Source organism: Enterococcus durans, assembly GCF_002277935.1.
Lineage (GTDB): Bacteria > Bacillota > Bacilli > Lactobacillales > Enterococcaceae > Enterococcus_B > Enterococcus_B durans.
Window position 1 is genome coordinate 755,887 of record NZ_CP022930.1, and the last position, 25,514, is coordinate 781,400.

The following is a 25,514-nucleotide window of genomic DNA, read 5'->3' on the forward strand; positions in this document are numbered from 1 at the left end:
TCACTAACCATTTGTTTTGGAAGCATTCAAAACAACATAGCTCTAAAACTGATCTCGATTAATTATTTTTTTTCTAAATGTTTTGGAAGCATTCAAAACAACATAGCTCTAAAACCTCGCAGAAAATTTTTTCTACGTGATTTATCACCGAACTACTCGTCCATAGCAAAACTTTCGTCTTGAATGCTGAATGACTGCTTCAAGTCATTCGTTCTTAAGTTCATTTTAGCATAGTTTTTATGTCAAAAAATAGTCTTTATCTAAAACCTTTTGAGGGACTCCCTCAATTTTACGTGGTTCAAGAAATAAAACATCCATGTTGTACAAAGAGATGTAATTTTGTATCTCCAATAGCTCCTTTAACGTAAAATAAGCGCATGTATTGACGAAAACTAGTAATTTCTTTTTAGATAGATATTTGTATACTTGCAATATCTCCAATATTTTCTCAAAGATGGTATCACTGTGCGTTTCAATTTTTACACCAAGTGCTTTAAACAGCTCTAATACCGTGATTTCATCACTTTCCAAATCCAATTCATGATCCAATAGCTCGTAGTCGATCAATTCGCTGATCGTAGTGGTCAATTTGTCGATCATGGATTTTACTTCAACTTTTTCATTCAACTGTTGCTCCAGATCCGCATAGATCAATTTTAAAACTGGTGCTGAATTTACATCGAATCCTAAAATATCCGTCACGACCATTATTTCTGTTGCTTTCAATTTTTGATACTGGTCGTTGAATAATTTCAACTCTCCTTCTTCATATCTATAAAGACATTTAGTGAGATTGGCAAATACTGCTACATCTTCAATAACGAAGAATGTGCCTTTTTCAATTTTTACTGGTTGATCCAGTATTGGAAAATTAAGATTCATCATCTGCATCCTCCCCAAGAAACACCACACGCTGATCAGAATTAGCTGTACTAACATCCCTCACGCCATTCAAATAAACCATTCGTGCAAATTGTTTTTCCGTAACCGTCAATAACGTGATCAATCCCTTTTTAGGATTATTGGTTCTTAATCGTCCCAACATTGCTTTGTTCGCAGTATCATTCAGCAACAACTTACTGTATACAGAGAACTGGTGCATAATAAACCCTTCACTTAACAAAAATTTTCTAAATCTTCGATAAGCTTTACGGTCGTCACTGGTATCAGTGGGCATGTCAAACATCAATATCATTCTCATATAGCGGTAGCTCATATCCTAAATTGAGGAACTCCTTTCAGATCATTGTTTAACACCTTGACTACCTTGTTAGTATAATCAGCCACGATGTTGGTCAAAAACATTTCTTTCTTACCATACAGATACTTTTCCGAGAACAAATCAAACAATCTTCTTTTGATAATCGGAAATTCTTTTTCTCGATACGCAAATACGATTTGATCCACTAAAGGGCGAAACGGTTCCATCAAATCACTTGCGAGATTAAAATCATTGAACTGATTGGCATGCTTCAAGCCAAATTGTGTCATACATCCATTCTTAACGATTTCCCTTGCAAATAGGCTCATTAGTAGAGTATAGCCGTAGTTTAAGCTAGCATTTAATTCTGAAGCGGACTCCCGCGAAAACTTAGTACCAAACAATGTTTGAAAATAGATTCTCGCTGAATGTCCTTCCCGATTTGTGGGATCAAATATTTCTAACCCATTTTTTAAAGTTGATAAAGCTTCCGCTTTTTCATGAAAGCCATTTACTTGCAAAAGGTTATACTGGTTTTGGATCTTTTGCGCAATGATGTCTGTCCAAACAGTTCCTTTTAGCTCTGGCGTCCATTGAATTTGCTTTGGCAGTTGCAAACTGCTGTCATGTCTTCCATAAAATGGCAGCAGTTTCGCCGTTGGTAGTCGTTTATCATCACAGAAAATCACTAAGATTTTTTCATCCATCAGGCGTTTCACCAACATCGTCGTCAATGTGATATCGGTTGTTTCTAACACTAAAATGTCGATTTCCGAAAGATGGATCTTCTCGATTTTTTGTGCATTTTTAAAAATCAAATGATTGTTCGTATAGGTCAACTTCGAATGCGTATTGATGATTACTGTTCGCCATCCCATAGAGTCGCCATCCTTGTCCTAGTTTCGCGTAGTCCAGTAATTGATTGATAGATAATCGTTGATTCCCATATTTCTGTTAAACTCGTATAACGTTTTCTCGGAATGATCACATCAAAAAACTTGAAATCTGCAGGAGCACCCATCGCATTTAACTGCATGAGATTGATAAAGGATTGCGCTAGATTTTGGGCAGTTGATTCTTGGTTTTGCTCAAATAATTCAGCGATTTTTTCTGTATTTTTAGCAGCTATCGTATATCTGTTCGAAAAATCGATTACCTGATCTAGGATCTCACGAAATTCAGAGAGATGATCGTTTACATAGTCAAAACTTTCTTTATGGGCGATTTCATCATAGTGTTGGGCATGGTAAAGCAATGTCACTAATTTTTCCGGTAAAATAAACGAATTGGCTTTTTGTGCTTCCTTGTGGCTAGCAACCATTCTTCGCCGTCCATTTTCTAGTTCATATAATGTATACTTGGGCAATTTAATAAATTTGGTAACATTTGAGTATCCTTTGTTACTTAAAAAGCCAATTGGGTCTTGTTCAAATAAGGACTGCTCCATGATAGTGATTCCTTCGATTGCTTTTGCTTTTTTGCGTGCCTTTCCTTTTTCGTAAATAAACGCAACGGCATAAGCCACCACTGGACTGCCAAATCCACCATATTTCGAAACATCCCAGCCAGCTTTTCTTTGGATCAGTTTATCTGGTTTTCCTTTCGGATTTACCGTTTCTTTGTAAAAACCACCTGTTTGTACTTCGACTTTTTTGACGATATTGACTTGATGTGAGCTGATGACCTTTTTGATCTGCGGAATATGTCTTGCTTTATCCCAGAAAATCTCACCATTTTCATCATAAGAGTATTCTTCTTTTTCAAAGAATCTTAGAATATTCGAGTAAAATTCTTTTTTCGCCGTTGCTTTATTTTCTGTTGCCAAATTGAATTTAGTATAATTTCCATACACAAATTCAGGTTCAAGTTTTGGATATTTTTTGAGTAACGCAATTGCTACTACCCCATTCAAATATGCATCGTGTGCATGGTGATGGTTGTTGATTTCTCGCACTTTATGGATGCCAAAAGTTTTTCGAAACTGACTGACTAAGGATGATTTTAGGGTGATGATCCGAATACCTTTATCCTTGCTTTCTTCTGGTTGATTGAAGTATTGATCCAAAATAGCAGCAACATGCTTAGTGATCTGTCTGGTTTCCACTAATTGTCGTTGAATAAATCGCGCCTTGTCTTCAGGTGTCAACTCCAGTTTAGTCAAATAAGCGAATTTTCTTTCACTGATCAAATTGGCTCTCAATAATTTTTCCCAATATCTTCTCATATGAATAACGACTTTTTCACCTGGAACATCATCCATTTTCAGACGATTTTCTTTGGAGGATACCAATACTTTATTATCGATCGAGTTATCCACGATAAAGCTTCTTGGAACGATGTGATCGATATCGTATTCCGAAAGTCGATCAATATCTAAGGCTTCTCCTGTATACATATCTTTACCGTTTTGCAAATAGTAAAGATATAAACGGTCTTTTTGAAGTGCTTGATTGTCTACGGGTTGCTCTTTTAATAGAGGGCTATCAAAGCTTTTTAATGCTTCTTCCAATGCTTTCAAGCGTGGTTTTGAACGATTCGTTCGTTGGTTCTCTCGAGCCATCTCAACTACGATATTTTTTGGGTTGTAGCCAATGATTTCAATCAATTCTTCAACGATCTTAAGTGTTTGCCAGATACCTTTTTTGATCGCTGGGCTGCCTGGGAGCGCCTCGACCACTTCTAGTAATGACTGATTGCCTGCCAAAGCCAGTTCGTTTGCTAATTCTTCTTTGAACGATAGACTGTCATCATTGATCAATTGCATAAAGTTGCGATTACGATTGTAAGGAAAATCATCATCATCGATCAGATAATCAAGGATCGTTTTATTCGTTTTTTTGTCTCTGATCCCATTGATCAATCGTTCAGACAAACGTCCCCAACCAGTGTAATGTTTCTTTACTAATTTTTTAAAGAATCCATCCCCCAAGACACTCTGATATTTTTTCAGTTGTGTTCGGATCATTTCACGATCTTCAAAAATAGTGAGTATCTTCACGATATCTTCGAACATTGCGTTCATTTCAGGCTGTTCTAGCAACTCTGCTACTCTTTCTGTATTGGGTTTTGCTAGATCCAAAAAATCATGGTATGTCGCATAGGAGGAATTGAATGCTTTATCAACTCCTAAAATTTCTGCATCTTCAATATTGTAGTTAGCAGAAAGAAACTGTTGTAGTTTCTTCACTGTTACTTTTCGTTGTTTTTGAAAAAGTTCTTTGAAGATTTCTCGTTTTTCTTTACTTGAAAATTGGTGTTTTATCCCTCGTTCATCCTTATAGGCTACCTTGGTTAGCTCATTGAATATAGTGTATTTTTGGTAAAGTATACTATGTTTAGGCAACACTTTTTCTGTTGGAAGGTACGTATCATAATTGATCATTCGTTGGATGAATTTCATTGCTGAAGCACTGTAATCAATCACTTCTGTTGCGTTCCATGGCGTTACTTTCTCTGGTGTTTTTCTTTCCAACCACGCAAATGAACTGGTTTCTTCACCTTGTGCCAAAGGACCTACATAGTAAGGAATGCGGAAAGTCAGCAAATGGATCATTTTATCACGTGCTTCTTCTAAAAACGGGTAGTATGGCTTTTGACGTTCAATGATTGCCTTGAGTTCGGTTAAGTGTACTTGATGAGGAATGACACCATTCGCAGTCGTTCGTTGTTTCAATAAAAAATTTTCCTGATCGACTTTTTCCATGAAACGCTCGCTACCTACGATACCATTCAATTCTTTTTTGAGAAATTTATAAAAGTCCTCTTGTGTTGTTTTTCCATCAATATAGCCAGCGTAACCGTTTTTTGAACTGTCTTTGAAAAAAATTGCTGTTTTTTCAGGAAGGTTGGCCTTCACGAACTGTTTTAGTTCTTCTAAGTCTTTTTTATGACTGTCATACCGCTCGATCATTCCCAATGATAATTTTGCTTTTGAGTTCTGTTTTTTCGTTGAGAGGATGTCTGAAAGTAAAATAGCGTCATATACCTTTTTTGCCTGAAGAAATACATCACGAAATTCTTCGCCACTTTTTTCTAAGAGACTTTCAAGCTCTTCTTCATAACTTTCTTTCGATAGTTGGATTTTAGCCTCTTCATCCAAGTCAAAAACTTGTTTGAAACTTCCTTGATTCCCCACGATCAATTTTAAGAATTGAGCAAGGCATCCATTCGTCTTTTCCGTAGGATAGTACTGAAGTATTTTCTCTACTTTTTTAGTTTTAGAAAGTTTTTCCGTCAGAATCACAGCAATACCTTCGTAGAAAGCACTGGCTTGTTCAAATTGTTCATTATAGATCTCAAGAAAGTCTTTAAATGTTTCTTCCACAGAAGTATTTTCTGTATCCAATTCTCCTTCAAATAAAAAATGTCCACGGTATTTGATGATATGTGCTAAAGCAAGATACACCAATCGGATGTCTGCTTTTTCCGTTGAATCAGCTAATTTCTGACGCAAGTGATAAATTGTTGGGTATGTTTGATAATACGATTTTTCTTCTGCCATTGTGGGGAAGATCGGAAAACGAGTATACTGTTTGTCCTCTGGATTCAAAAAGCTTTCGTCCAATCGTACAAAAAAATTGGTATCTATTTTCAAGATTTCTTCTGCAAAGATTTTTTGCAATTCCAATATACGGTTTCTTCTGCGCATCAATCTTCGGCGTGTTGTCCGTTTACTTCTTCTAGCCTCAGCTGTTTGCCCTTCGTCAAACAAACGTGCGCCCCAAAAATTCTTTTTCACCTTTTTCTTCTCGGTATTTCCATGGATAGACATTTTCTTCGCCATCAAGCGATACTCATCTGTGATGACCGCCCAACCTACTGAATTCGTTCCAATTTCTAATCCTATCGTATAATCCTTTGCCATTCACTCTTCACCCTCTCATTTCTGATCAAAACTGCAAAAATTCTGATTGTCCACTCTTGGAAGAATCCGCTCCTATATTTTTATTTCTATGTAAACTTTTGTGTTCTACCACTTGTAACCGTTCTAAATTTTGGTATAATGAAATTGTTGGTAGCATTCAAATCAACATAGCAAGTTAAAATAAGGCATTGTCCGTATCCAGCTTTGAAAGCAAGCACTGTTCTCGGTGCTTTTTTATTTTGTTCACCAATCATGACTTTTCAGATAATTTTATATTTATACTATAACATAAACAAATTTTATAATATTTGTTTTTTTACATTCAATAGATGAAATATCAAAGACCTCGTACCTTTACTGGGATTAAACAACTTATGTTTTTTAACCTCTTTTCCCTCCTTCTTTTTATTTAAAAAACACCTGAGATAAATAACGAATTGATCCTTTCGATGTACCTTTTCTTTTTTACTGATCCTATCTCCTATCCTGCTAGATTTTCTTTCCATTAAAAATGATTTTCCTTCCACACACTTTTTTTATTAAATTCAGACACAATGAACAATCTGTCAAAATCACCTAATTTCTCTTACCCTATCATTTGGCAATTTCTCCAAAAGAAACTATCCTTTTAGTTAGATAGACGTGACAAAAATTCAAAGGAGGATTTTCTTATGAGCGAAAAATTGATCAAAATCGGTGTTGGATTAGGTTTATTGGCATTAGGTGCTGTATATCTAGGAAAGAAAACTGGATTGCTCGAAGACGACAGCCATCTATACGATGAATACGAATCAATCTAACAAATCGAAGAAAGTCGTTAGTCCGTTCACTTGTAAAATACTGGAGGAATCACAATGAGAAAAAGTAAAGCAATTATGATTGGCGCAGGTATCGCCAATATGGCAGCTGCGGTTTATTTGATTCAAGAAGGAAAATGGAATGGTGATCAGATTACGTTTTATTCTTTAGATGATCATGGTTCAAATGATGGCGCTCCAACCGACACTGTCACAGATGAATACTGGAATAAAAATCATCCCTTAGAAAATCAAAAAGGTTATGTCGCTCGTGGTGGACGAATGTTGAATTATCGAACTTATGTGGATCTGATGGATCTATTAAGTCGCATTCCTTCTGCAACGGAACCAGGCATGACTGCGGCAGAAGATACTAGAGATTTTGATGCAAAACATCGGACATTTGACAAAGCACGTTTGATGGAAGGCGGAAAAGGAATCATTGATGGCGGAAAACTTGGTTTCAATAACAAAGACCGTTTGTTATTAACAAAATTGATTGCTATGCCTGATTCAGAAGAAGAAAAATTGGACAATGTGACAATCGAAGAATATTTCAAAGATGACCCCCATTTCTTTGAAACAAACTTCTGGTTCATGTGGGAAACAACATTTGCTTTCCGTACTCGTAGCTCTGCTCAAGAGCTCCGTCGCTACATGCACCAAATGATCTATGAATTTACTCAAATCGAGCATCTGGTCGGCGTAAACCGGACTCGCTATAACCAATATGAAAGCATCATGTTGCCACTCATCAATTATTTAAAAGCTCAAGGATGTCAAATCATTTTAAATCGTCGTGTGACGGATTGGGAGTTCAAAGAAACACCTATGCAAGATGAAATTACCGTTACAGGATTGAAAATGATCAATACCCTTACCGATGAAGAAGAATATGTAGCAGTCGATAGCGATACAGCTGTTCTTTTCACAAACGGTTCAATCACTGACTCCGCAACATTAGGTGACTATGAAACCCCCGCTGTTGAAAATATGGATTACGGTGCAGCTTCTAGCTTATGGAAAAAAGCAAGCGAACGTTTCTATAATGTAGGAAATCCCGATAAATTTTTCGCAGATCGTGATGCAAGTGAATGGGTCAGCTTCACTTTGACAACAAAGGATCATTTATTATTGAATGAAATCACTCGAATCACTACGCAAGTTCCAGGTAATGCCTTGAATTCCTTTATCTCTACCACACCGATCACACCATTAGGTCAAAAAGACGTCAATATGTCGATCGTTGTGCATCATCAACCACACTTCACTTCACAAAAACCAAATGAAACTGTCATTTGGGGATACTTCTTATACCCAAGACGCCGTGGAGAATTTGTGGATAAACAATATATCAAGATGAATGGGAAAGAAATGTTGGAAGAATTGATCGGCCAACTATCCAAAGTCGATCCTGGTCCAGAAAATATTCGCACAAAAGAAAAAGAAATCTTTGCTAGTGTCGTCAACAATATCCCAGTATATATGCCATACGCGTCTGCGTTATTCAACAATCGAGCAAAAAGTGACCGTCCAAAAGTCATTCCACAACATTCAACAAACTTAGCATTCACTGGTGAATTCGTTGAACAACCTTATCAAATGATCTTTACGGAACAAAGCGCTGTCCGTTCCGGAGAAATAGCAGCCTTCCACTTTGCCGGAATCCCAATGTCCCGTTTAGTCAAAACCCCACGTTACGACAAAGACATTCCAACGCTTATGCGTGCGGCAAAGAAAATGTTTGACTAAAGGTTGTGAAAAGAGCGTTTTGCCCCGAGCACTAGTAAGAAAAAATGAAAAATTGCTCCTCATATTTTGCATTTTTTTGAACTAGGGCCGAGGGGTTGCTCTTTGAACACCGTCTATTCGGGTTATGAAAACATGTTTTACTAAATCGTGAAAAGAGCGTTTTGCCCCGAGTACTAGTAAGAAAAAATGAAAAATTGCTCCTCATATTTTGTATTTTTTTGAACTAGGGCCGAGGGGTTGCTCTTTGAACACCGTATATTTGGGTCAAGGAAAAGATGTTTCCTAAATCGTGAAAAACTAGTGATTCAACTCCCCCATTTTTGAATCTTTTAACTAGTAACGTACTTCTATCCTCTGATTTCTATGGACTGTTATGCAAAGAAGCGGACCTATTCTCTCCAGAATATGCTCGCTTCTTTCATTTTGTTGATTTGTTCTACTATCTATAATTGCTATATTATTGGAACAAAATACATTTATTCTCGCAGTTAATTTGGCACTCGCTCTTTTTTCTTATATCGCACAAAACTGTATAGCCCAAGGATCACACCAAGGCTAACAACGATTCCTCCTGAAATGACAAAATAGGAAAGAACGGTTTGAATATAGCTAGCCATCAATACCTGAACAGCTGGGGATCTAAATTCCAGATTTTGCGACAAACGACTCAAGTAAAGAGCACCAGCAACTATGAGTAGCACACCGCCTACCACTCCCAGTTGCAAAGAAGTATACCTTATGAAACGACCAATATTTTTTCTTGATAAAAGAATGATAATGAATTGGCAGACAAGAAAGATACTGAGCATGATCAGAAAAAGAAAATCGCCTTTCTCCATCGTCTCGATCATATTATGAATAAAGTAAAAGAGATAGTAGCTTCCTGCTGTTCGCTGAAATTGATTCACCAAGGTCACTTTCATTGTTTCGATCTTATTTTTTTCTGTCTCATCCAACGTCAATTGATGCTCTTGTATGTATGATTGAAGCACACTGTCTATTTTTTCTGTTACCTCCGTTGTTTCACTTATCTTACGTTTGCTTCCTGTATATGTATCATGGATGAATACTTTGATCGACAGTTCGATAAACGCTTGTGGGATCGAAGTAGCGATGACTTCTACATATTCACTTTCTTCCAAATTATCTTCTCGAAAATTTTGGCTGATTTCATTTGCAACGAGTTGACTGTACTCTGTTTTTTTCGTTTGTTCGAGCAAAAAAGACTGATTAAAAAAAGTTCCTTTGACAATTCCTAAAGAAATCGTTCCTAATAACGAAACCGTACAAATCAGTAATAAAACACCTAACCTGATACGGGATGTTTTCTCTTCTTCCATCGATTCCCTCCTTTTATGGATATATATTTGATCATAAACGTTATTTTAATAAAACCAATACATCTATTGTACTATTATACTAGCATTAATTTGTTATCTCAATCATAACAAAGTTATTTTAATTATCACTTTCTATTTTGAACAAGCATTTTATTATCAATATGGTCAAGCCTCCTTTAGAATGAAAGTAGATTACACCTAGAAATAATGATTGGTTGCTACCTGTTCTTGATGAGAGGAGATTTTTTTATGAAAGCTGTTACTTGGCAAGGCAAACAAAAAATGGAGATTCGAAATGTTGAGGATCCCAAAATTTTAGAACCCACCGATGCGATTATCCGTATCACCGCTACAGCAATTTGCGGCTCCGATCTGCATCTTTATCATCATGGTGAAGCTGTTTTGGAAAAAGGTTATGTCGTAGGTCATGAACCGATGGGTATCGTCGAAGAAGTTGGTTCTGCTGTTACCAAGTTGAAAAAAGGCCAACGTGTGGTCATCCCCTTCAACATCAGTTGTGGTCATTGCCACTTTTGTCTGAATGAAATGGAAAGTCAATGCGACCGTTCGAATTCTGATCAACTGTATGGTGGATTATTTGGTTTTGGTAGTCTGAATGGCAACCATTGGGGTGGACAAGCAGAATATCTTAGAGTACCTTTTGCAGATACCACTTCTTTTATCGTACCAGACAACGACCTAGCAGATGAAAAAGTTCTTTTCTTATCTGATATTCTTCCTACAGCTTATTGGAGCGTACAAAATGCGGGTGTGAAACAAGGCGATACAGTGATCGTCTTAGGATCAGGACCTGTCGGATTATTTGCACAAAAATTCGCAACGATGGCAGGCGCTTCTCGTGTGATCGCAGTTGACCCTGTGCAACATCGAATCGATAAAGCAGGAAGATACAACAATGTAGAAACATTTCTCTTAGAGGATGTTCAAAATGCAGGTACTGACCTCTATGAATTAACAAAAGGCGGTGCGGATGTCATTATAGACTGTGTGGGAATGGATGGATTAGAACCGGTCAAAGAAAAGGCGAAAAATCTAGTTAGCTTACAAAGCGGAACGATTTCACCGATTCAGATTGCTGCAAAAGCAGCGAAAAAATTTGGAACTGTCCAAATCACAGGCGTTTATATGACTCCTGCTTCATCGTATCCTTTACAAGAATTTTTTATGCGAGATATTACTGTGAAACACGGTCAAGCGCCAGTCGTTCACTTGATGCCAAAAATCTACGAGATGATTGCTGATAACCAGTTTGACCCAGCACAAATCATCACACATGCAATGCCATTGGCAGATGCCGCACGCGCATATGAAATCTTTGACAAAAAAGAAGATAAAAATATCAAAGTTGTTTTGAAACCTTAGTTTTAATCAATAGTTAGGTGAGTTAAATGCCAGAAATCAAGCGAAATACGCACGAAATAGATATTGGAAAAGAAGAAGATATCGAGATACGCGGTCAACGATTCCGTCTTTATTTTCAAAATCGTTATACTTTGCTTTCACTCGCAGTCGATTTTTTGACAGGAATCTTCTATATTTTTGGAAGTGTTGCTCTTCTGACAAAGATACCCGATCGTTACAGCACCTACTGCTATCTTGCAGGAGCGGTCTTTTTGACAGCTCGCCCTATCTTAAAAATCATCCGTAATGTCTTTATCTACGATAAAAAAAAGAAAGAAAAACTTCAGCAAAACAAAACCTAAGTTTTTATTAGAGGGAAAAGCTGCGTGTCACACTTATCCAGAATGGATAGCTATCGTTCTCTTGTTTTAAAAAAAGCACTTCTTTCCTTTATAAACAAGTAGCCGTCTAATCTCGAAAGAGGCTAGGACAGAAGTGTTTAACTCCGAGAAATAAGCCGAAATCCACGAAATTTGCTTTTCAAATTTTTGTGGATTTCGGCTTATTTAAGAAGGAGTTGCTTCTGCTCCCACCGTTTATTCGTTTTTAAAGAATGAGATAAAAGTGTTTCTTACTTTTGTCCCACGCCCTACGCGTTTTTTTAGGCTGAGCTTTGCTATACTTCTTTAGTCTTCGGCAGTATCGATTTGATACATACGCACTGGTATTCCTTCGTTATCTTGAACCATCGCTAAAAAATCCCAATCATATCTTTCATAAAAATCAGTGTGATCCGTCACGAGATACAACCGTTCGATCCCCATATTTTTCATGTCTTTTCTAGCTAACATTAAAATTTCTTGTGCAATCCCCTGATCCCGATACTCTTTTTCTACAAATAAAGCACACAGATTAGGCGTTAAATCCGGACGATCATGAAAATCATTGTCGATGATCCCCGCACCAGCGATGATTTCTTCGTCTTCATTTAATACGATATACCACTGAGGAACTGGTTGTACTTTTGAGATGGCTTCATCAATACTTTCTTCATATACTGAATAGGGAAGATGCCATTTAGAAGCAAACCATTCCGCTGCCTGCTTTTTCCATTCGGGTCGTTCCCTTAACTTTATTAGTTGGTATCCTTTCATATTTCTCCCACTCCCATTCACATTTGCCCTATTATAGCATGCTTATTCGTGAACAACTCCCCTGTTGCTTTTTTCTACTAAAAAGCAAAGAAGATGAGATAAAAGTAAAGATCACTTTTATCTCATCTTCATATAAACTGTATTATCGTAATGCTCGATAACCAACTATTTAAGCGCTTAATTCTTCTTTTCGTCTTTCTTGGATCGTCGCTACTTTAACGAACGGTAGATAGATTAAGACTGATAATAGCAAGTTGACTGCGGCTAAGATACCGCCAGAAATACTTTTCGTTGCTAAGACCCCGCCAATGATTGGTGGTGTTACCCATGGTGGCATAACTGTAGCTGCTGGAACTAGACCAGTAGAAGTAGCAAAGTAAGCTACAGATACTAAAACCATTGGTGTCAAGATGAACGGAATGAACATGATCGGGTTCAATACGATCGGCAAACCAAACATTGTTGGTTCATTGATGTTGAAGATACCTGGTGCAATCGACAAGTTCGTCACGACCATGTATGGTTTGTTTCTGCGGCCAACTAAGTAAATCGCTAATAGAAGACCTAAAGTAGCTCCTGTACCACCTAAGTTAACAAAGCTGTCAAAGAAAGGTTTGTTAACGATGAATGGTGCGCTGTGTCCTGCGGCAATTGCATTCACATTTGCTTCAATTGCTGGTGCGTTGATTGTTTGCATCAATGGATCGACCATATTTGCACCATGTAAACCAAAGAACCATAAGAATGGTGTGATGAAAGCTAAAAGTAGTGCTGATGGGTAAGAGTTTGCTAATCCCATGAATGGTTCTTGAACAAGTGTATAGAATGCACCAACGATATCAGCCACGCCGAATGCAGCAAAGATTGCAGCAACCAATGCAAAGAATGAGATCGTGATCATTGCTGGTAATAGTGAAGCAAAAGCTTTCGCAACTGCTGGTGGTACACCATCAGGCATTTTGATGATCAATTTTTCATTTCCACTTAAACGAACAAAGATTTCTGTTGAAATAATCCCAACAATAATAGCAATAAATAAACCATTTGAGCTCATGCCCAAAGCTCCGCCTAGAGCGAAGAATGATCCTAAAGAAATAACACCGGCAGATACGCCGTCTTTACGATAACCGTTTGCTAAATGATAAGCGAGTAAGAAAGCAATCAAAACAGAAAGGATCGCAAAAGTTCCGTTCCAAGCTGATGTTCCGAATCCTTTCCAAGCTTCTCCACCAAAGATGGAATTCATCAATTCTTGGAATCCTGGAATCGGTAAGTTATTGATCATTACCGCCAAAGCACCCAAGATCATTAATGGCATACTAACCATAAATGAATCACGAATCGCAACTAAATGTCGCTGTGCCCCAATTTTAGATGCGACAGGTATAAAATGTTTCTCCATAAATGCAACAAATTTATCCATGTTTCTTTCCTCTTTTCTATTTTACCATTTCGATTTATGCGTCTAAGCGACGGTATAGATCGATAATTTCTTTTGCTAAATCAGTAAAAGCAATCGAAGTCATCAGGTGATCTTGACTATGAACAGTCAATAATGTTACTTCCACATGATTCCCTTGAGCTTCTTGTGTCAGCATTTCTGTTTGAGAATGATGCGCTTGTACTAATGATTCTTCTGCATCTTTGATTTTTGCATCGGCTAATTCAAAATCGCCTTTTTTCGCAGCGGCAACCGCTTCCATTGCATCGCTTTTTGCATTTCCGCCAAACATGATCAATCCCATGATGGCTTCAAGATTTTTTTGATCCTCCATTGTGATTCCTCCAATCCTTCTTATTTATTGATTAATGATTCTGCTTGTTCCAATACTTTTGCACCATTCATCATTCCATAATCTTGCATATTGATAACATCCAAAGGAATACCTTTAGGTGCAAGTTTTTCAGCAAATTGATTTTGCATGAATCGTACTTGTGGGCCTAATAATAAAACGTCTACATTTTTTGATTCTAATTGATTATCTGCATCGGATGCTGATACAGCAAAGATATCCGCTTCGACTCCTTTTTCTTCGGCTGCTTTTTGCATTTTTGTTACGAGTAGACTAGTACTCATTCCTGCTGAACATACTAACATAATTGTTTTCTTTTCCATGTGGAACACTTCCCTTTCTTGTTTCTTACACTTTTATATAAAGCAAGTATCGTGCCAACTTTTAAAGCGCTTCACCCTTGATATAATAGCGTTTTCAATATTTTAGAGTGTACGTCCACATCTGTTTTTCGTTTACACACTAAAAATAGTGTGCAAAAAAAAGAGATTTAGCCTCTTTTTGCGCCAATCTCCTAACACTCTCTATCAATGCTTTTCAGCTACATGTGTGTTCTAGTGATGTTTTTCTTTCTATACTCACAAAATCAGTACTCTATGATAGTACTCCGGCAAAAAAATATCGCTAATTCATACAGCATGTTAAATGAAATAAACTACGCCTCGACGTTTTTTGAATCCCACTTCATAACCACGACAAAAAGAGGTTGGGATAGAAGTGTTTAACTCCGAGAAATAAGAAGAAATTCACGAAAATTGCTTTTCAAATTTTTGTGAATTTCGGCTTATTTAAGAAGGAGTTACTTCTGTCCCACCGTTTATTCGATTTTAAAGCATGAGACAAAAGTATTTCTTACTTTTGTACCACGCTCAAACTGATTACTTTAGTCCTGTTTTAAAATCGTTTCTATTTTTACCTCTTCTTCTGGTGAAAAATGGAGATTGTCCATCATTCGAACACTTTCTTGTAATTGACTTAGACGACTTGCTCCCACAAGCACGCTCGTCACTGACTCCTGCCTTAAATTCCAAGCTAATGCCATCTGCGCAAGAGACTGATTTCTTGTCTCAGCTAATTCTTGCAACAAAGTGATTTTATGCAAAGTAGGCGTTACTTGATCTTCTGAAAGAAATGGGATTTCTTTGCGATGGGCACGAGAATCTTCAGGAATCCCATTCAAGTAACGTTTTGTCAGCAGACCTTGAGCTAATGGGCTAAAAGTGATTGCCCCAAGGCCATTTTCTTCAAGTACAGAGGCTAGATCATCCTCTAGCAATTCTCTTGAAAACATATTGTAACGCATTTGGTGGATGATAAAAGGCGCCTCTTTTTTTCGAAGAATCTCTGTCATTTTCTGCGTATCTTCTCCATTATAGTTAGAGATCCCAACATACAGCGCTTTTCCTTGGCGAACCAGTTGCATCAATGCTTCTGCAGTCTCTTCCAAAGGTGTTTCAGGATCTGGACGATGGTGGTAAAAGATGTCCACATAATCAAGCCCCATTCGTTGCAAGCTTTGGTCACAACTTGCAATGATGGATTTACGTGAGCCCCACTCACCGTAAGGACCTTCCCACATATGGTACCCTGCTTTACTTGAGATGATCATTTCATCACGGTAAGCAGTAAAGTCTTCTTTGAAGATCCGACCAAAGTTCTTTTCTGCAGCTCCAGCCGGTCCACCATAATTATTTGCTAAATCAAAATGAGTGATCCCCATATCGAACGCACCTCTTAAAATCTCACGTTGATTACTGATTGGATCATGGTCTCCAAAATTTTGCCATAGCCCTAAGGACAATAGTGGCAGCTTCAATCCAGATTTTCCCGTTCTTCGATACGTCATTTTTTCGTAACGATCCTGTTTTGCTACATACATTGCTATCTCTCCTTTATCTTTTTAGCATAGCTATTTTAAAAAAGCGCTATCATTTTATTTGTTCATCGGTTTTTGATTTACCAATGGCACCTCTGTCAAACAGCGTCCATCACCCTCCTATATAGACTGAGTGATTCTAGTTCAACTGTTACAGTTAATTATACCCTTTGGAACCAAGCATTACTAATTTTTACAGCAACTATCATCTTGTATACTTGCTATCTGCTGAAAAACTTTTTCCAACACCCTGACTTTCTAGCAACACTCCATTAGTCACTATATATAGTAGGATTCTTTAAAAAAATTCCAGAATTTAAATAAGTAGGTAAAACTTGATCGGTGCTTTTCAAATGAAGAAGCAGATTTATAATAGAAATTAGTGACTTTGATTCCTTCCCCTCCTGTATCTCATTTTTTCCGTTTAAAGAAAAGATAGAGTTCATGAGAATGCTTCATCTTTTTGTAGCGCTTAGGCTGTTTAAGATAGAAACGTTGATGGTAGTTTTCAGCAGGCCAAAAAGTTGTTGCATCGCGAATCTCAGTGATGATTGGCTGATTGAAGCGTCCTGATTGGCTTAATCGTCTTTTTGATTCTTCTGCTTCGGCCCGTTGTTTTTCATTTTCAACAAAAATAATCGAACGATATTGTTTGCCACGATCCTGAAATTGTCCAAACGCATCTGTTGGGTCTGAAATTTGCCAGTAGATGCCCAGTAATTCAGTATAGCTGACCTTTCGTGTATCAAACAGGATTTCCACCGCTTCAACATGTCCTGTGTAGCCTCCGCTGACCTGATCATAACTCGGATGTTCAACCTCACCACCCGTATAGCCTGATAAAACAGAAAGGATTCCTTCTCTCGTTTCAAAAGGTTCGACCATACACCAAAAACAACCTCCAGCAAAAATGGCTCTTTCTTGATACATTGGATCAGTGAGCTGGTGTTTAGAAAAATCATAGATCGTTTCTTCGTCTTGTTCTCCCGTAATTTCCGCATAAAAATCCATGACATCAGGGGTTAAGTTTCTACGAATGGCTAAAGGACGCAAATCAGCCTCTAGTTTTTCTACTTCTTGTTTGACAGAAGCCTTCTCCCCCAACCGTTCTTTTGTCTGTCGAAGTAGTGTCCTTTCCCATTCCCGCGTGTTAGGGTTCAAGATCAAATTATAAATAGTTGCAATTACTTCTTCTTCATCCAACATCATTCACTCCCCATTTCTGTTATATGCTTTATCGCTTTTTTGAAATGATTTTATTGAAATTTAGCATAAAGAACAAGTTTACGCGAATAGTTGGTTTCTATTGGGATTATTGAAAAAGACTTTGGCGATATCCACTCAGGAAATATCATCAAAGTCTTTTTATAATAGAATGAATGTCTTATCTAGATAAGCGTGCGCCGTTCCCATTTTGGGCAACTTGATTGATTTCTGCTTCTGAAACTAAATTCAAATCTCCAGTGATCGTCAACTTCAAGACACTGGCAGCTAAAGCAAATTGGATCATTTTTGCTTCATCAAATCCGCTAACAAGTCCATGGATCAAGCCAGCGCCAAATGCATCACCAGCTGCTACACCTTCCATGACATGCATATTATAAGTCGTAGTTTCGTAAAATTTGCCTTCTGACAACAGTAGTGCCGTCCATTGGCTATCTTCTACTGAATAGATATTTCTCAAAATACTTGCAACTTTCTTACAGTTCGGGAATTTTTTTGTCACTTGCACCATTGCTTTTTTAAAGGTTTCTTTTTGATCGATGCCTCGGGAATCATCACCATCGAACGCTTTGATACCTAAAGTTGCTTCAAAATCTTCATCATGTGCAATACAAACAGTGACAAATTCCATGATTTTAGAAATCGTTGCTTGCGCTTGTTCTGGCTCCCACATCTTACGGCGGTAGTTCAAATCAGAAATAATCTCAATCCCATGTTCTTTACAATATTGACAAGCTTCCAAGACGATTTGTTCCAACTCTTTAGAAATTGCCGGAGTAATCCCTGAGAAGTAAAAGTAATCGACATCTTTAAAAATTGCTGACCAGTCAAATTCCGTTGCTTTGACCTGTGCAAATGAACTATAAGCCCGATCATAGACAACATTCGTTGAACGGATACTTGCACCTTTTTCAAAGAAATAGATCCCTAAGCGGTCACCGCCTCGCAAACATTTTGCTGTATCTACTCCATATTTTCTCAACGTATTTATAGCGCTCTCCCCTAAAAGATTTTCAGGAAATTTAGATAAGTATTCTACTTTATTGCCTAACAACGCTAAGGAAACGGCTACATTTGCTTCCGCTCCACCGTATGTGGCTTCAAAATTTTGTGTTTGCAGAATTCGTTCATTGGTTGGCGGTTTCAGCCGTAACATCATTTCCCCAAAAGTTAATATTTTCATCTTTCATCCACCTTTTCGCTTTTATAAGTTATACCTTACGAATGCTCTTCAATTTATCGGCATATTGTGTGGCTACTTCAGTCACTTTTTCGAAATCGCCTGTAGCAGCTGGTGCTAGTAGGTTGCCGCCAACGCCTACAGCAACGACACCTGCAGCAAACCAATCCTGCATATTTGCCAGACTGACGCCACCAGTTGGCATGATATTCAAGTGAGGGAGTGGCGCTTTGAATGCTTTGACAATGCTAGGACCAAAAGCACTGCCTGGAAATAATTTGACGATATCTGCACCATAAGTGAGTGCTGTTTTCATCTCTGTAATGGTCATACACCCTGGTAAGTATGGGATTTGATATAAGTTACAAATTTTAGCTGTTTCTTTGTCAAAACAAGGGCTGACAATGAATTCCGCTCCAGCCATGATAGCTAATCGTGCGGTTACTGCATCAAGTACAGTACCTGCACCAATAACGATCGTGGGATCTTTTTTATAATTTGCAGCTAATTCTGCAATCGCATGATCAGCATTCGGAACTGTAAACGTCAATTCGATCCCAGTGATTCCACCTTTAACAATCGCATTGCTTGCTTTGATTGCTTCTTCTACAGTTTCCCCACGGACAACTACGATCACTCCGGCATTTTCTAATTTATTTAAAATAGCTGTTTTTTTCATAATTTTCTCTTCTTTCTATTTATCTGTTCGCCACACCAAAACCAATCACTTATTTGCATAAAAAATTCGCCAATACCCACGATCTCGCCTTTAGAAAATACCTTTATTCACTTATTCACAAATCATTTTTAGTACTAAGCCTTAAACTTCCAAAAAGAATACGTTTTTTGAAAGATCAAGGCTCACTATTTTTACTATTTGATATTTATGGTTGTTTACCGATGTATGCCAAAATACCACCGTCTACATATAAAATATGCCCGTTAATAAAATTGGAAGCATCTGAAGCAAGGAAGACTGCAGGACCTTGTAAGTCATCTGTATTTCCCCAACGCGCAGCTGGTGTTTTAGAGATAATAAATTGATCGAATGGATGACGAGAGCCATCAGCTTGGAGTTCTCTTAATGGTGCAGTTTGCGGTGTAGCAATATAACCAGGACCAATTCCGTTACATTGGATATTCGCATCCCCATATTCAGAACAGATGTTACGAGTCAGCATCTTCAATCCACCTTTTGCAGCAGCATATGCACTTACTGTTTCGCGTCCTAACTCACTCATCATCGAACAAATATTGATGATTTTTCCGTGCCCATTTTTGATCATTCCTGGGATGACCGCTTTAGAGACAATAAAAGGCGCATTTAAATCTACATCGATCACTTGTCGGAAATCTTTGGCACTCATTTCTAACATTGGAATTCGTTTGATGATGCCAGCATTATTCACTAAAATATCAATCAAACCAACCTCATCTTCTACTTTCTTGATGAAATCAGTAACTGATTCTTCATCCGTCACATCACAAACATATCCATTTGCAATGATCCCATTTTCCTTATAAGCGGCAATTCCCTTATCAACTAATTCTTGTTTGATATCATTGAATACAATCGTTGCACCTGCTTTTGCAAAAGCTGAAGCAATCGCGAAACCGATTCCATAGGAGGCTCCAGTGACTAATGCTACCTTTCCTTTTAAGCTAAATGAATCTAACGAAAAACTTGACATAAAAATTCCTCCTCTTTTCAAATTTCTTATACAGAAATTATAATTACCTATTAGGAAATCACATGTTTATTATAGGACTAGGTTTTCCCTTTTGCAATCGCTTTTCAATTAAATAATCGAGATTACGCTTTTTTTGATTATCCCTCTCCATGAAACCGTTATTCCATTTAAGTTCTTCCTATTCAAAAAAAATATAAAATAACCAAAATCCTTAAACGCTCTTGTTTTTTACCTATCAGAATAAAAAAATACACAAAAAAGAGGTTGGGACAGAAGTGTTTAACTCCGAGAAATAAGAAAAAATTCACGAAAATTACTTTTAAATTTTTTTGAATTTCGGCTTATTTAAGAAGGAGTTGCTTCTGCTCCCACCGTTTATTCGTTTTTAAAGAATAAGACAAAAGTGTTTCTTACTTTTGTCCCACGCTCTTGGAATAATTCTAAAAATCAGTTCTGCTACAGATTCTAGAATAAACGGCGTCCAAAAGTCAGGTTTTTCGGAAATTAAAAAAAAAACGAGCAATACAAAAAGCGTATTCCTCGTTTTTTTCTCCAATTCCTCAAACCGAAACAACTTTTGTCTCGACCTCATTACAAATTTATTTAGTTTGATTCGTTCACTCTTTTTAGCGATTAGATGGTTTCATAAAATGACTTCTCCAAAGTTTTTTCACATCGCTACTTTTACCTCGGAAAAGGCTGCACTGATGATTTCAACAATCCGTTCACTCGCATGACCATCACCGTAAGGATTTTCTTTTTGAGACATTTCTTCCTGGATTTCTGGGTGCAGCAAAATATTTTTTGTTTCTTCATAAACAGATGTTTCATTGGTTCCAATCAGCTTGAGTACACCAGCCGCAACACCTTCTGGTCTTTCTGTAGTATCTCGCAACACGAATACAGGCACGCCTAATGATGGAGCTTCTTCTTGGACACCGCCAGAATCAGTCAAAACTAAGTAACTATGGGCAGCAAAATTATGAAAATCAAGTACATCCAGAGGTTCGATCAACTCGACATTTTCTAAAGAACCTAAGATTTCTTCAGCTGGTAGGCGTACTTGAGGATTCTTATGCATAGGGAAAATAATCGACACATCAGGAAATTCTCTCGCGATCTTAGCCAATCCCCTGAAAACATTGCGCATTGGTTCTCCGATATTTTCGCGGCGATGCATCGTCACTAAAATAATTTTTTCATAATATTTAGGCAAACGCGCATGCTGATAATCCCCCGTAATCGTATAATTCATTGCGTCAATTGCCGTATTTCCAGTAACAAAAATCTGACTTTCTGGATGATTTTCTTTTAGTAAGTTATCCCGACTTAAATTAGTTGGTGTAAAGTAAAAATCGGCTAATACATCTGTCAATTGCCGGTTCATTTCTTCGGGAAAAGGCGCGTATTTCTGCCAAGTACGCAACCCAGCTTCCACATGACCGATTTTTATTTTTTGATAAAATGCTGCTGTTGCTGCGGCAAAAGTAGTAGTAGTATCGCCGTGGACTAAAACCAAATCTGGCTTTTCTTTTTTAAAAATCGGGAAAAGTTGTCGTAATATTTTAGTAGTGATATTAGTCAATGTCTGGGTGGTACTCATAATATCCAGATCATAATCAGGGGTTATATCAAAAATTTCTAAGACTTGATCCAGCATTTCGCGATGTTGAGCAGTAACTGTGATGAGTGAGTCAAAACGCGGATCATTTTCGAGAGCTTTTACTAATGGGGCCATTTTGATTGCTTCTGGTCGAGTACCAAAAACAGACATTACTTTTATTTTCATAAAATCACTTACTTTCCTACTTGAATAATTTCAAAAATAAACGCTACTGATTATTTTCCAAAAACTTGTACAGTTAAAACTACTAGATCATTACACGATGATATCAAAGTAAAAACATGTCGTGTAACTCTTGTCCTAAACTCACCCTGTTATTCTTCTTTTATTTTTCTCAGGCTGTTGTTTTTTGAATAAAAACCAAGAGCTACAAATGAGATCACAGACAAATATAGCGGTACTTGATAACGTGACTGGATTTCCACGATCAGGTAAAAAACGATGATTGCTACATAAAGCATTTCAAAATAAAACAATCCATTGTCATTGTGGGAAGAAAGTCGTGGATGTCTATTCCAAAACAGTCTTTTTAGTAAAGCTAGTAAACTTGCGGCAATGAATAGCAATTGATTGCTAGTGATGATAGCATCCCAGATCTTGACACTCTTTTTTTGAATAAATACTTCATCTGAAGGATATAATTTGATATTTTGATAAATCAAACGTACCCAAGTTTCATCGGTCGCAAAATTTTTCATTTTTGCTTCTAAAAAACCTGTCCATTGTCCGAATGTTTTCCTTTGCGCAAATTGATTGTCACGATACTGGATCAAGTATGTTTGCATCTCATCAAATCGTTTGGCTTGGCTGATTGTTGTATCTTCTTTTATTTTTTCTAGTTGCTCGATGATTTTTTCATTGTACATACCATTTTTGTCACTATTTTGACCTGTAGCGATCGTGTAATCGATCCCTACATTGGCATTAGCCACCGGTAACTGATACCACAAGCGATCTAGCTGAGTTTGAAATCCGCTGACCACCAGAAAGGCTCCTAAAATAATCGCGGAGGTAGCGATCCGCTTTTTAGCCGAGTAACGCTGTGATGCTCGATCATTTCCATAACTAAAAATAGCGTATAAAAAGTTCGCAGCAGCAATGATCAACATCATCGGGCGAAATAGATTTCCCACGAGCAAACTAGCAATCACTGCAGCAGTAAACGCCCAATATTGGCGCGTAGTCCGCTCATATTCAGGCCTAAATAGCTTATTGAAGAAGAAGACACTCAATAAAACAAAGGTTAACCAAAGAGGTTCAGCACCGATCAATCCACTGTAGATATAATAATTCGGGATCAAGTAAAAAAGTAGGGCAGCGATGATGCCTGCACGTTTCCCACCCCAAAATTCAATGATGTAGTAAAGTAAGATTGCATCAAGAAATGTCAACGTGATATTTAAGAATTGTAAAACCAAAACATTTTTCATTACTACCCAATAAAAAGCCCCAAACAGCGAACCAATATGCAAAACATGCGGATAAATCAAATCTAGATCCAACATTCCTCGTTTAAGCAATATAGGCCAGCTAAAGCCCGAAGCTCTGAGATCGGCTAACACATTGTAAGACCACATATCTGATACCGGTTCAAGTGGATAAATAAAGATCATGATGATTTTAGGTATAGTCAGAAGAAACAACACCAGCAATAGCCAGCCTAAATAGTTTTTCTCTAACACTTTACTGATTTGTATGATTGCGATGAAAACACCAATACTAATTACACCGCCTATCACCAGCCATAGCCAATCAGCACGTGCATTTTCAAAATAAGCTTGCCACACGATCCAAAGAGAATTTCCTAAGACTACAAATGTCAAACACAGACCAAAATAGTGAACGATTTTTTTTAACCCTAATTCTTTTTTCACTTTACTTCCCCCAGTTCTTTGGAAGATTGACTGCCATCGTGACTGGTTTTTTCCCAATTGTTTTTACCTATCACTAAACGGAAAAAAGCGATGTAAGCTACTGGTGACAACAGCCATGTATACAAAAGATTGCCATAAGCAAACTTTAGAATCGATAGTTTATTGTCCAGTGTTTTATCCACTTTTAACACATAGGCAGTCGAATAATACACTGTAAACGCAATGAGTCCGTTGATCAGAAGGATGCCACAAAAAATGAAAAAAGTAGATAACGGATAATGGAAGAATAGAATGATCATTACAATGATCGATACCAATGATGATGGAAAAATCAGCATCGAAAAAAAGGCAGAAATCATAAAAGCCACAATATCCGATTTTAATTGCGGACTGATCATTTTACTTTTGAAAACAGATTTTGTGTACCGAAAAAAGCATTGCATGCCGCCTTGACACCAACGAACGCGTTGCTTGATCAACTTGTGATAACTCAAAACTCCTTCCTGTGGGACCAGTGTTTGGGATAAGAAACCACCATAATACCCTTTCAATAAACCATTGATAGAAAAATCCAAATCATCTAGCAATGTTCCTCGCCAACGAATTTCACTAGTCATTTTCAATGTCATGAATTGCCCATTTCCACTTGCCAAAGCTGAACCCCAATCGTTACGAATAATCTGTGACAACAAATTGATAATCTCAAATTCAAACTTTTGCATCAATGTTAAAAAGCTGTTGGCATTGACGATTTGAACGCCAGTTTGGATCAAATCATAGTTGGAATGAATAAATGCTTGGTAAACATTTGAAAAGAGTAAACTATCCGGGGTACTGTCACTGTCGATGACCCCAACGATTGTTTTATTTTCATCTAGACCTAGCGTTTCGATCCAATCTAATCCTGCATTTAATGCTACTCCCTTCCCTTCTTGTGCATCAGGCAGTTCTCGTGTAATCACTTTCAAATTTTGATGTCCCTGATAATTAGCAAGTACTTCGGCGGTTCCATCTGTTGAGGCGTCATTGATTACCACCAGGGTAATGGGAATCTCATTTTTTAGCTTGTTACTGATTTCCACTAAATTCTCAATCATCGCCCCGATTGTTTCCTTTTCATTTAGCGTAGGTACGAGGACAAACATTTTATCAAACGAACGTAAAACTTCTTTGACATAATGTTCTTTTGAACGTTTGTGGCGCAGGGCTAAAAAAAGCTCCCATATCCCATAACCACTAACGGCAAACAATGAAATAAGCAATGGAATAAACAGATAGTTGACATGTAACTGTGACATAGGTTATTTCCTCCATAATTGAGACATACCATTTTTAACTTTGTGATTATTTCATGGTGCGTTGTGAAAAAATTTATGAAATAAGTTGTCCAGTTAATTCCTCATAAAATCGCCTTCTTATTATGTATATACAATATACTTACTTTGTGTAAGCCATTATAATCCTAGTCACTTTTTTCCGCCAGAAAAAATACTTTTTTCACAATAGTCAACGAATTGGAAGCGTTTTACAAAAAGTGAACTAGGAAAAATTGTCCAAATAAGCGAAAGAAAAAGGAAAAAAAGCGAAAGGGAAAAATAGGCAATTTTAATGGGAAAACATTGATGTACAGCTAATCTTATGTTGAATTTTATGCCGTTTATTTTCCTTGATCTATGACACATTTTATTACAAGGAGAACAAAATCATTCTTCTCTATAGACATGTACAAATTTTCACGATTAAATGCAAAATAGAACCTCCTAAAAATAGTGATCACTACTT

The 25,514-nt window shown here is 37.4% G+C and carries 21 protein-coding genes and 1 CRISPR repeat array (1 of these 22 running past the window's edge); of the genes, 4 read left to right on the forward strand and 17 right to left on the reverse strand.

The genetic code is table 11. The features are described from left to right. Positions 1–115: a CRISPR direct-repeat array (repeat unit 36 nt; unit sequence GTTTTGGAAGCATTCAAAACAACATAGCTCTAAAAC) (it extends 251 nt beyond the left edge of the window). 122 nt (positions 116–237) lie between these two features. From csn2 to cas9, 4 genes are read right to left on the reverse strand one after another with little or no spacing between them, the layout of a single operon-like run. Then, positions 238–882: a type II-A CRISPR-associated protein Csn2 gene (gene csn2, locus CJZ72_RS03650; RefSeq protein WP_081134226.1), complete on the reverse strand. Its 645-nt coding sequence runs from the start codon at positions 880–882 to the stop codon at positions 238–240. Then, positions 872–1,216 carry a CRISPR-associated endonuclease Cas2 gene (gene cas2, locus CJZ72_RS03655; RefSeq protein ID WP_005877885.1) on the reverse strand — a complete coding sequence of 115 codons (345 nt, stop codon included), beginning with the start codon at positions 1,214–1,216 and terminating at the stop codon, positions 872–874. The genes csn2 and cas2 overlap by 11 nt, the downstream gene beginning before the upstream one ends. Beyond that, a complete protein-coding gene (gene cas1, locus CJZ72_RS03660) occupies positions 1,213–2,079 on the reverse strand; it encodes a type II CRISPR-associated endonuclease Cas1 (protein WP_081134166.1) in 867 nt (288 codons plus the stop codon). Before cas1 ends, cas2 begins: the two co-directional genes overlap by 4 nt. After that, complete coding sequence (cas9, locus tag CJZ72_RS03665; protein ID WP_095443635.1) at positions 2,061–6,065, reverse strand: type II CRISPR RNA-guided endonuclease Cas9; 4,005 nt, start codon at positions 6,063–6,065, stop codon at positions 2,061–2,063. The genes cas1 and cas9 overlap by 19 nt, the downstream gene beginning before the upstream one ends. A 671-nt stretch (positions 6,066–6,736) precedes the next feature. Here cas9 and CJZ72_RS03675 point away from each other — a divergent pair. Both CJZ72_RS03675 and CJZ72_RS03680 read left to right on the forward strand, forming a co-directional pair. Then, positions 6,737–6,865, forward strand: coding sequence for a methanol dehydrogenase (locus CJZ72_RS03675; protein WP_095443636.1), 129 nt, complete (start codon positions 6,737–6,739; stop codon positions 6,863–6,865). A 54-nt stretch (positions 6,866–6,919) separates the two neighbouring features. Next, positions 6,920–8,614, forward strand: a complete 1,695-nt coding sequence (locus CJZ72_RS03680) for an oleate hydratase (protein ID WP_005877895.1) — start codon at positions 6,920–6,922, stop codon at positions 8,612–8,614. 488 nt (positions 8,615–9,102) lie between these two features. Here the strand turns inward: CJZ72_RS03680 and CJZ72_RS03685 are convergent, their stop codons facing one another. Beyond that, positions 9,103–9,954 (reverse strand): hypothetical protein, encoded by an 852-nt coding sequence (locus CJZ72_RS03685; protein WP_081134163.1) that lies wholly within the window; start codon positions 9,952–9,954, stop codon positions 9,103–9,105. Positions 9,955–10,203: 249 nt separating this feature from the next. Here CJZ72_RS03685 and CJZ72_RS03690 point away from each other — a divergent pair, with 249 nt between their 5' ends. Together CJZ72_RS03690 and CJZ72_RS03695 are read left to right on the forward strand one after the other, a co-directional pair. After that, on the forward strand, positions 10,204–11,337 hold the full coding sequence (locus CJZ72_RS03690; RefSeq protein ID WP_005877898.1) for an alcohol dehydrogenase catalytic domain-containing protein: 1,134 nt from the start codon (positions 10,204–10,206) through the stop codon (positions 11,335–11,337). A gap of 26 nt (positions 11,338–11,363) precedes the next feature. After that, complete coding sequence (locus CJZ72_RS03695) at positions 11,364–11,678, forward strand: YrhK family protein (protein ID WP_081134162.1); 315 nt, start codon at positions 11,364–11,366, stop codon at positions 11,676–11,678. A 324-nt stretch (positions 11,679–12,002) separates the two neighbouring features. Here CJZ72_RS03695 and CJZ72_RS03705 read toward each other — a convergent pair whose 3' ends face one another. The 12 genes from CJZ72_RS03705 to CJZ72_RS03770 form a co-directional block, all read right to left on the reverse strand. Continuing rightward, the gene (locus CJZ72_RS03705) at positions 12,003–12,470 is read right to left on the reverse strand and encodes a GNAT family N-acetyltransferase (RefSeq protein WP_081134161.1); all 468 of its coding nucleotides are present in this window, start codon (positions 12,468–12,470) and stop codon (positions 12,003–12,005) included. 169 nt (positions 12,471–12,639) lie between these two features. Continuing rightward, the gene (locus CJZ72_RS03710) at positions 12,640–13,893 is read right to left on the reverse strand and encodes a PTS sugar transporter subunit IIC (protein ID WP_005877904.1); all 1,254 of its coding nucleotides are present in this window, start codon (positions 13,891–13,893) and stop codon (positions 12,640–12,642) included. A gap of 34 nt (positions 13,894–13,927) precedes the next feature. Continuing rightward, on the reverse strand, positions 13,928–14,245 hold the full coding sequence (locus tag CJZ72_RS03715) for a PTS lactose/cellobiose transporter subunit IIA (RefSeq protein ID WP_095443637.1): 318 nt from the start codon (positions 14,243–14,245) through the stop codon (positions 13,928–13,930). Between the two features lie 20 nt (positions 14,246–14,265). Beyond that, the gene (locus tag CJZ72_RS03720; protein ID WP_005877911.1) at positions 14,266–14,586 is read right to left on the reverse strand and encodes a PTS sugar transporter subunit IIB; all 321 of its coding nucleotides are present in this window, start codon (positions 14,584–14,586) and stop codon (positions 14,266–14,268) included. Positions 14,587–15,146: 560 nt separating this feature from the next. Further along, on the reverse strand, positions 15,147–16,142 hold the full coding sequence (locus tag CJZ72_RS03725) for an aldo/keto reductase (RefSeq protein WP_081134159.1): 996 nt from the start codon (positions 16,140–16,142) through the stop codon (positions 15,147–15,149). A 408-nt stretch (positions 16,143–16,550) separates the two neighbouring features. Beyond that, positions 16,551–17,345 carry a peptide-methionine (S)-S-oxide reductase MsrA gene (gene msrA, locus CJZ72_RS03730; RefSeq protein ID WP_081134158.1) on the reverse strand — a complete coding sequence of 265 codons (795 nt, stop codon included), beginning with the start codon at positions 17,343–17,345 and terminating at the stop codon, positions 16,551–16,553. A 178-nt stretch (positions 17,346–17,523) separates the two neighbouring features. After that, positions 17,524–18,546, reverse strand: coding sequence for a sugar kinase (locus tag CJZ72_RS03735; RefSeq protein WP_081134157.1), 1,023 nt, complete (start codon positions 18,544–18,546; stop codon positions 17,524–17,526). A gap of 28 nt (positions 18,547–18,574) precedes the next feature. Beyond that, positions 18,575–19,222, reverse strand: coding sequence for a bifunctional 4-hydroxy-2-oxoglutarate aldolase/2-dehydro-3-deoxy-phosphogluconate aldolase (locus CJZ72_RS03740; RefSeq protein WP_095443638.1), 648 nt, complete (start codon positions 19,220–19,222; stop codon positions 18,575–18,577). A gap of 205 nt (positions 19,223–19,427) precedes the next feature. After that, complete coding sequence (locus CJZ72_RS03745) at positions 19,428–20,234, reverse strand: gluconate 5-dehydrogenase (protein WP_005877919.1); 807 nt, start codon at positions 20,232–20,234, stop codon at positions 19,428–19,430. A 670-nt stretch (positions 20,235–20,904) separates the two neighbouring features. Beyond that, positions 20,905–22,023, reverse strand: coding sequence for a non-hydrolyzing UDP-N-acetylglucosamine 2-epimerase (gene wecB / locus CJZ72_RS03760; RefSeq protein WP_081134155.1), 1,119 nt, complete (start codon positions 22,021–22,023; stop codon positions 20,905–20,907). 149 nt (positions 22,024–22,172) lie between these two features. Further along, a complete protein-coding gene (locus tag CJZ72_RS03765) occupies positions 22,173–23,732 on the reverse strand; it encodes a phospholipid carrier-dependent glycosyltransferase (protein WP_081134154.1) in 1,560 nt (519 codons plus the stop codon). After that, positions 23,729–25,030 carry a glycosyltransferase gene (locus CJZ72_RS03770; protein WP_081134153.1) on the reverse strand — a complete coding sequence of 434 codons (1,302 nt, stop codon included), beginning with the start codon at positions 25,028–25,030 and terminating at the stop codon, positions 23,729–23,731. Before CJZ72_RS03770 ends, CJZ72_RS03765 begins: the two co-directional genes overlap by 4 nt. Positions 25,031–25,514: the final 484 nt, after the last annotated feature.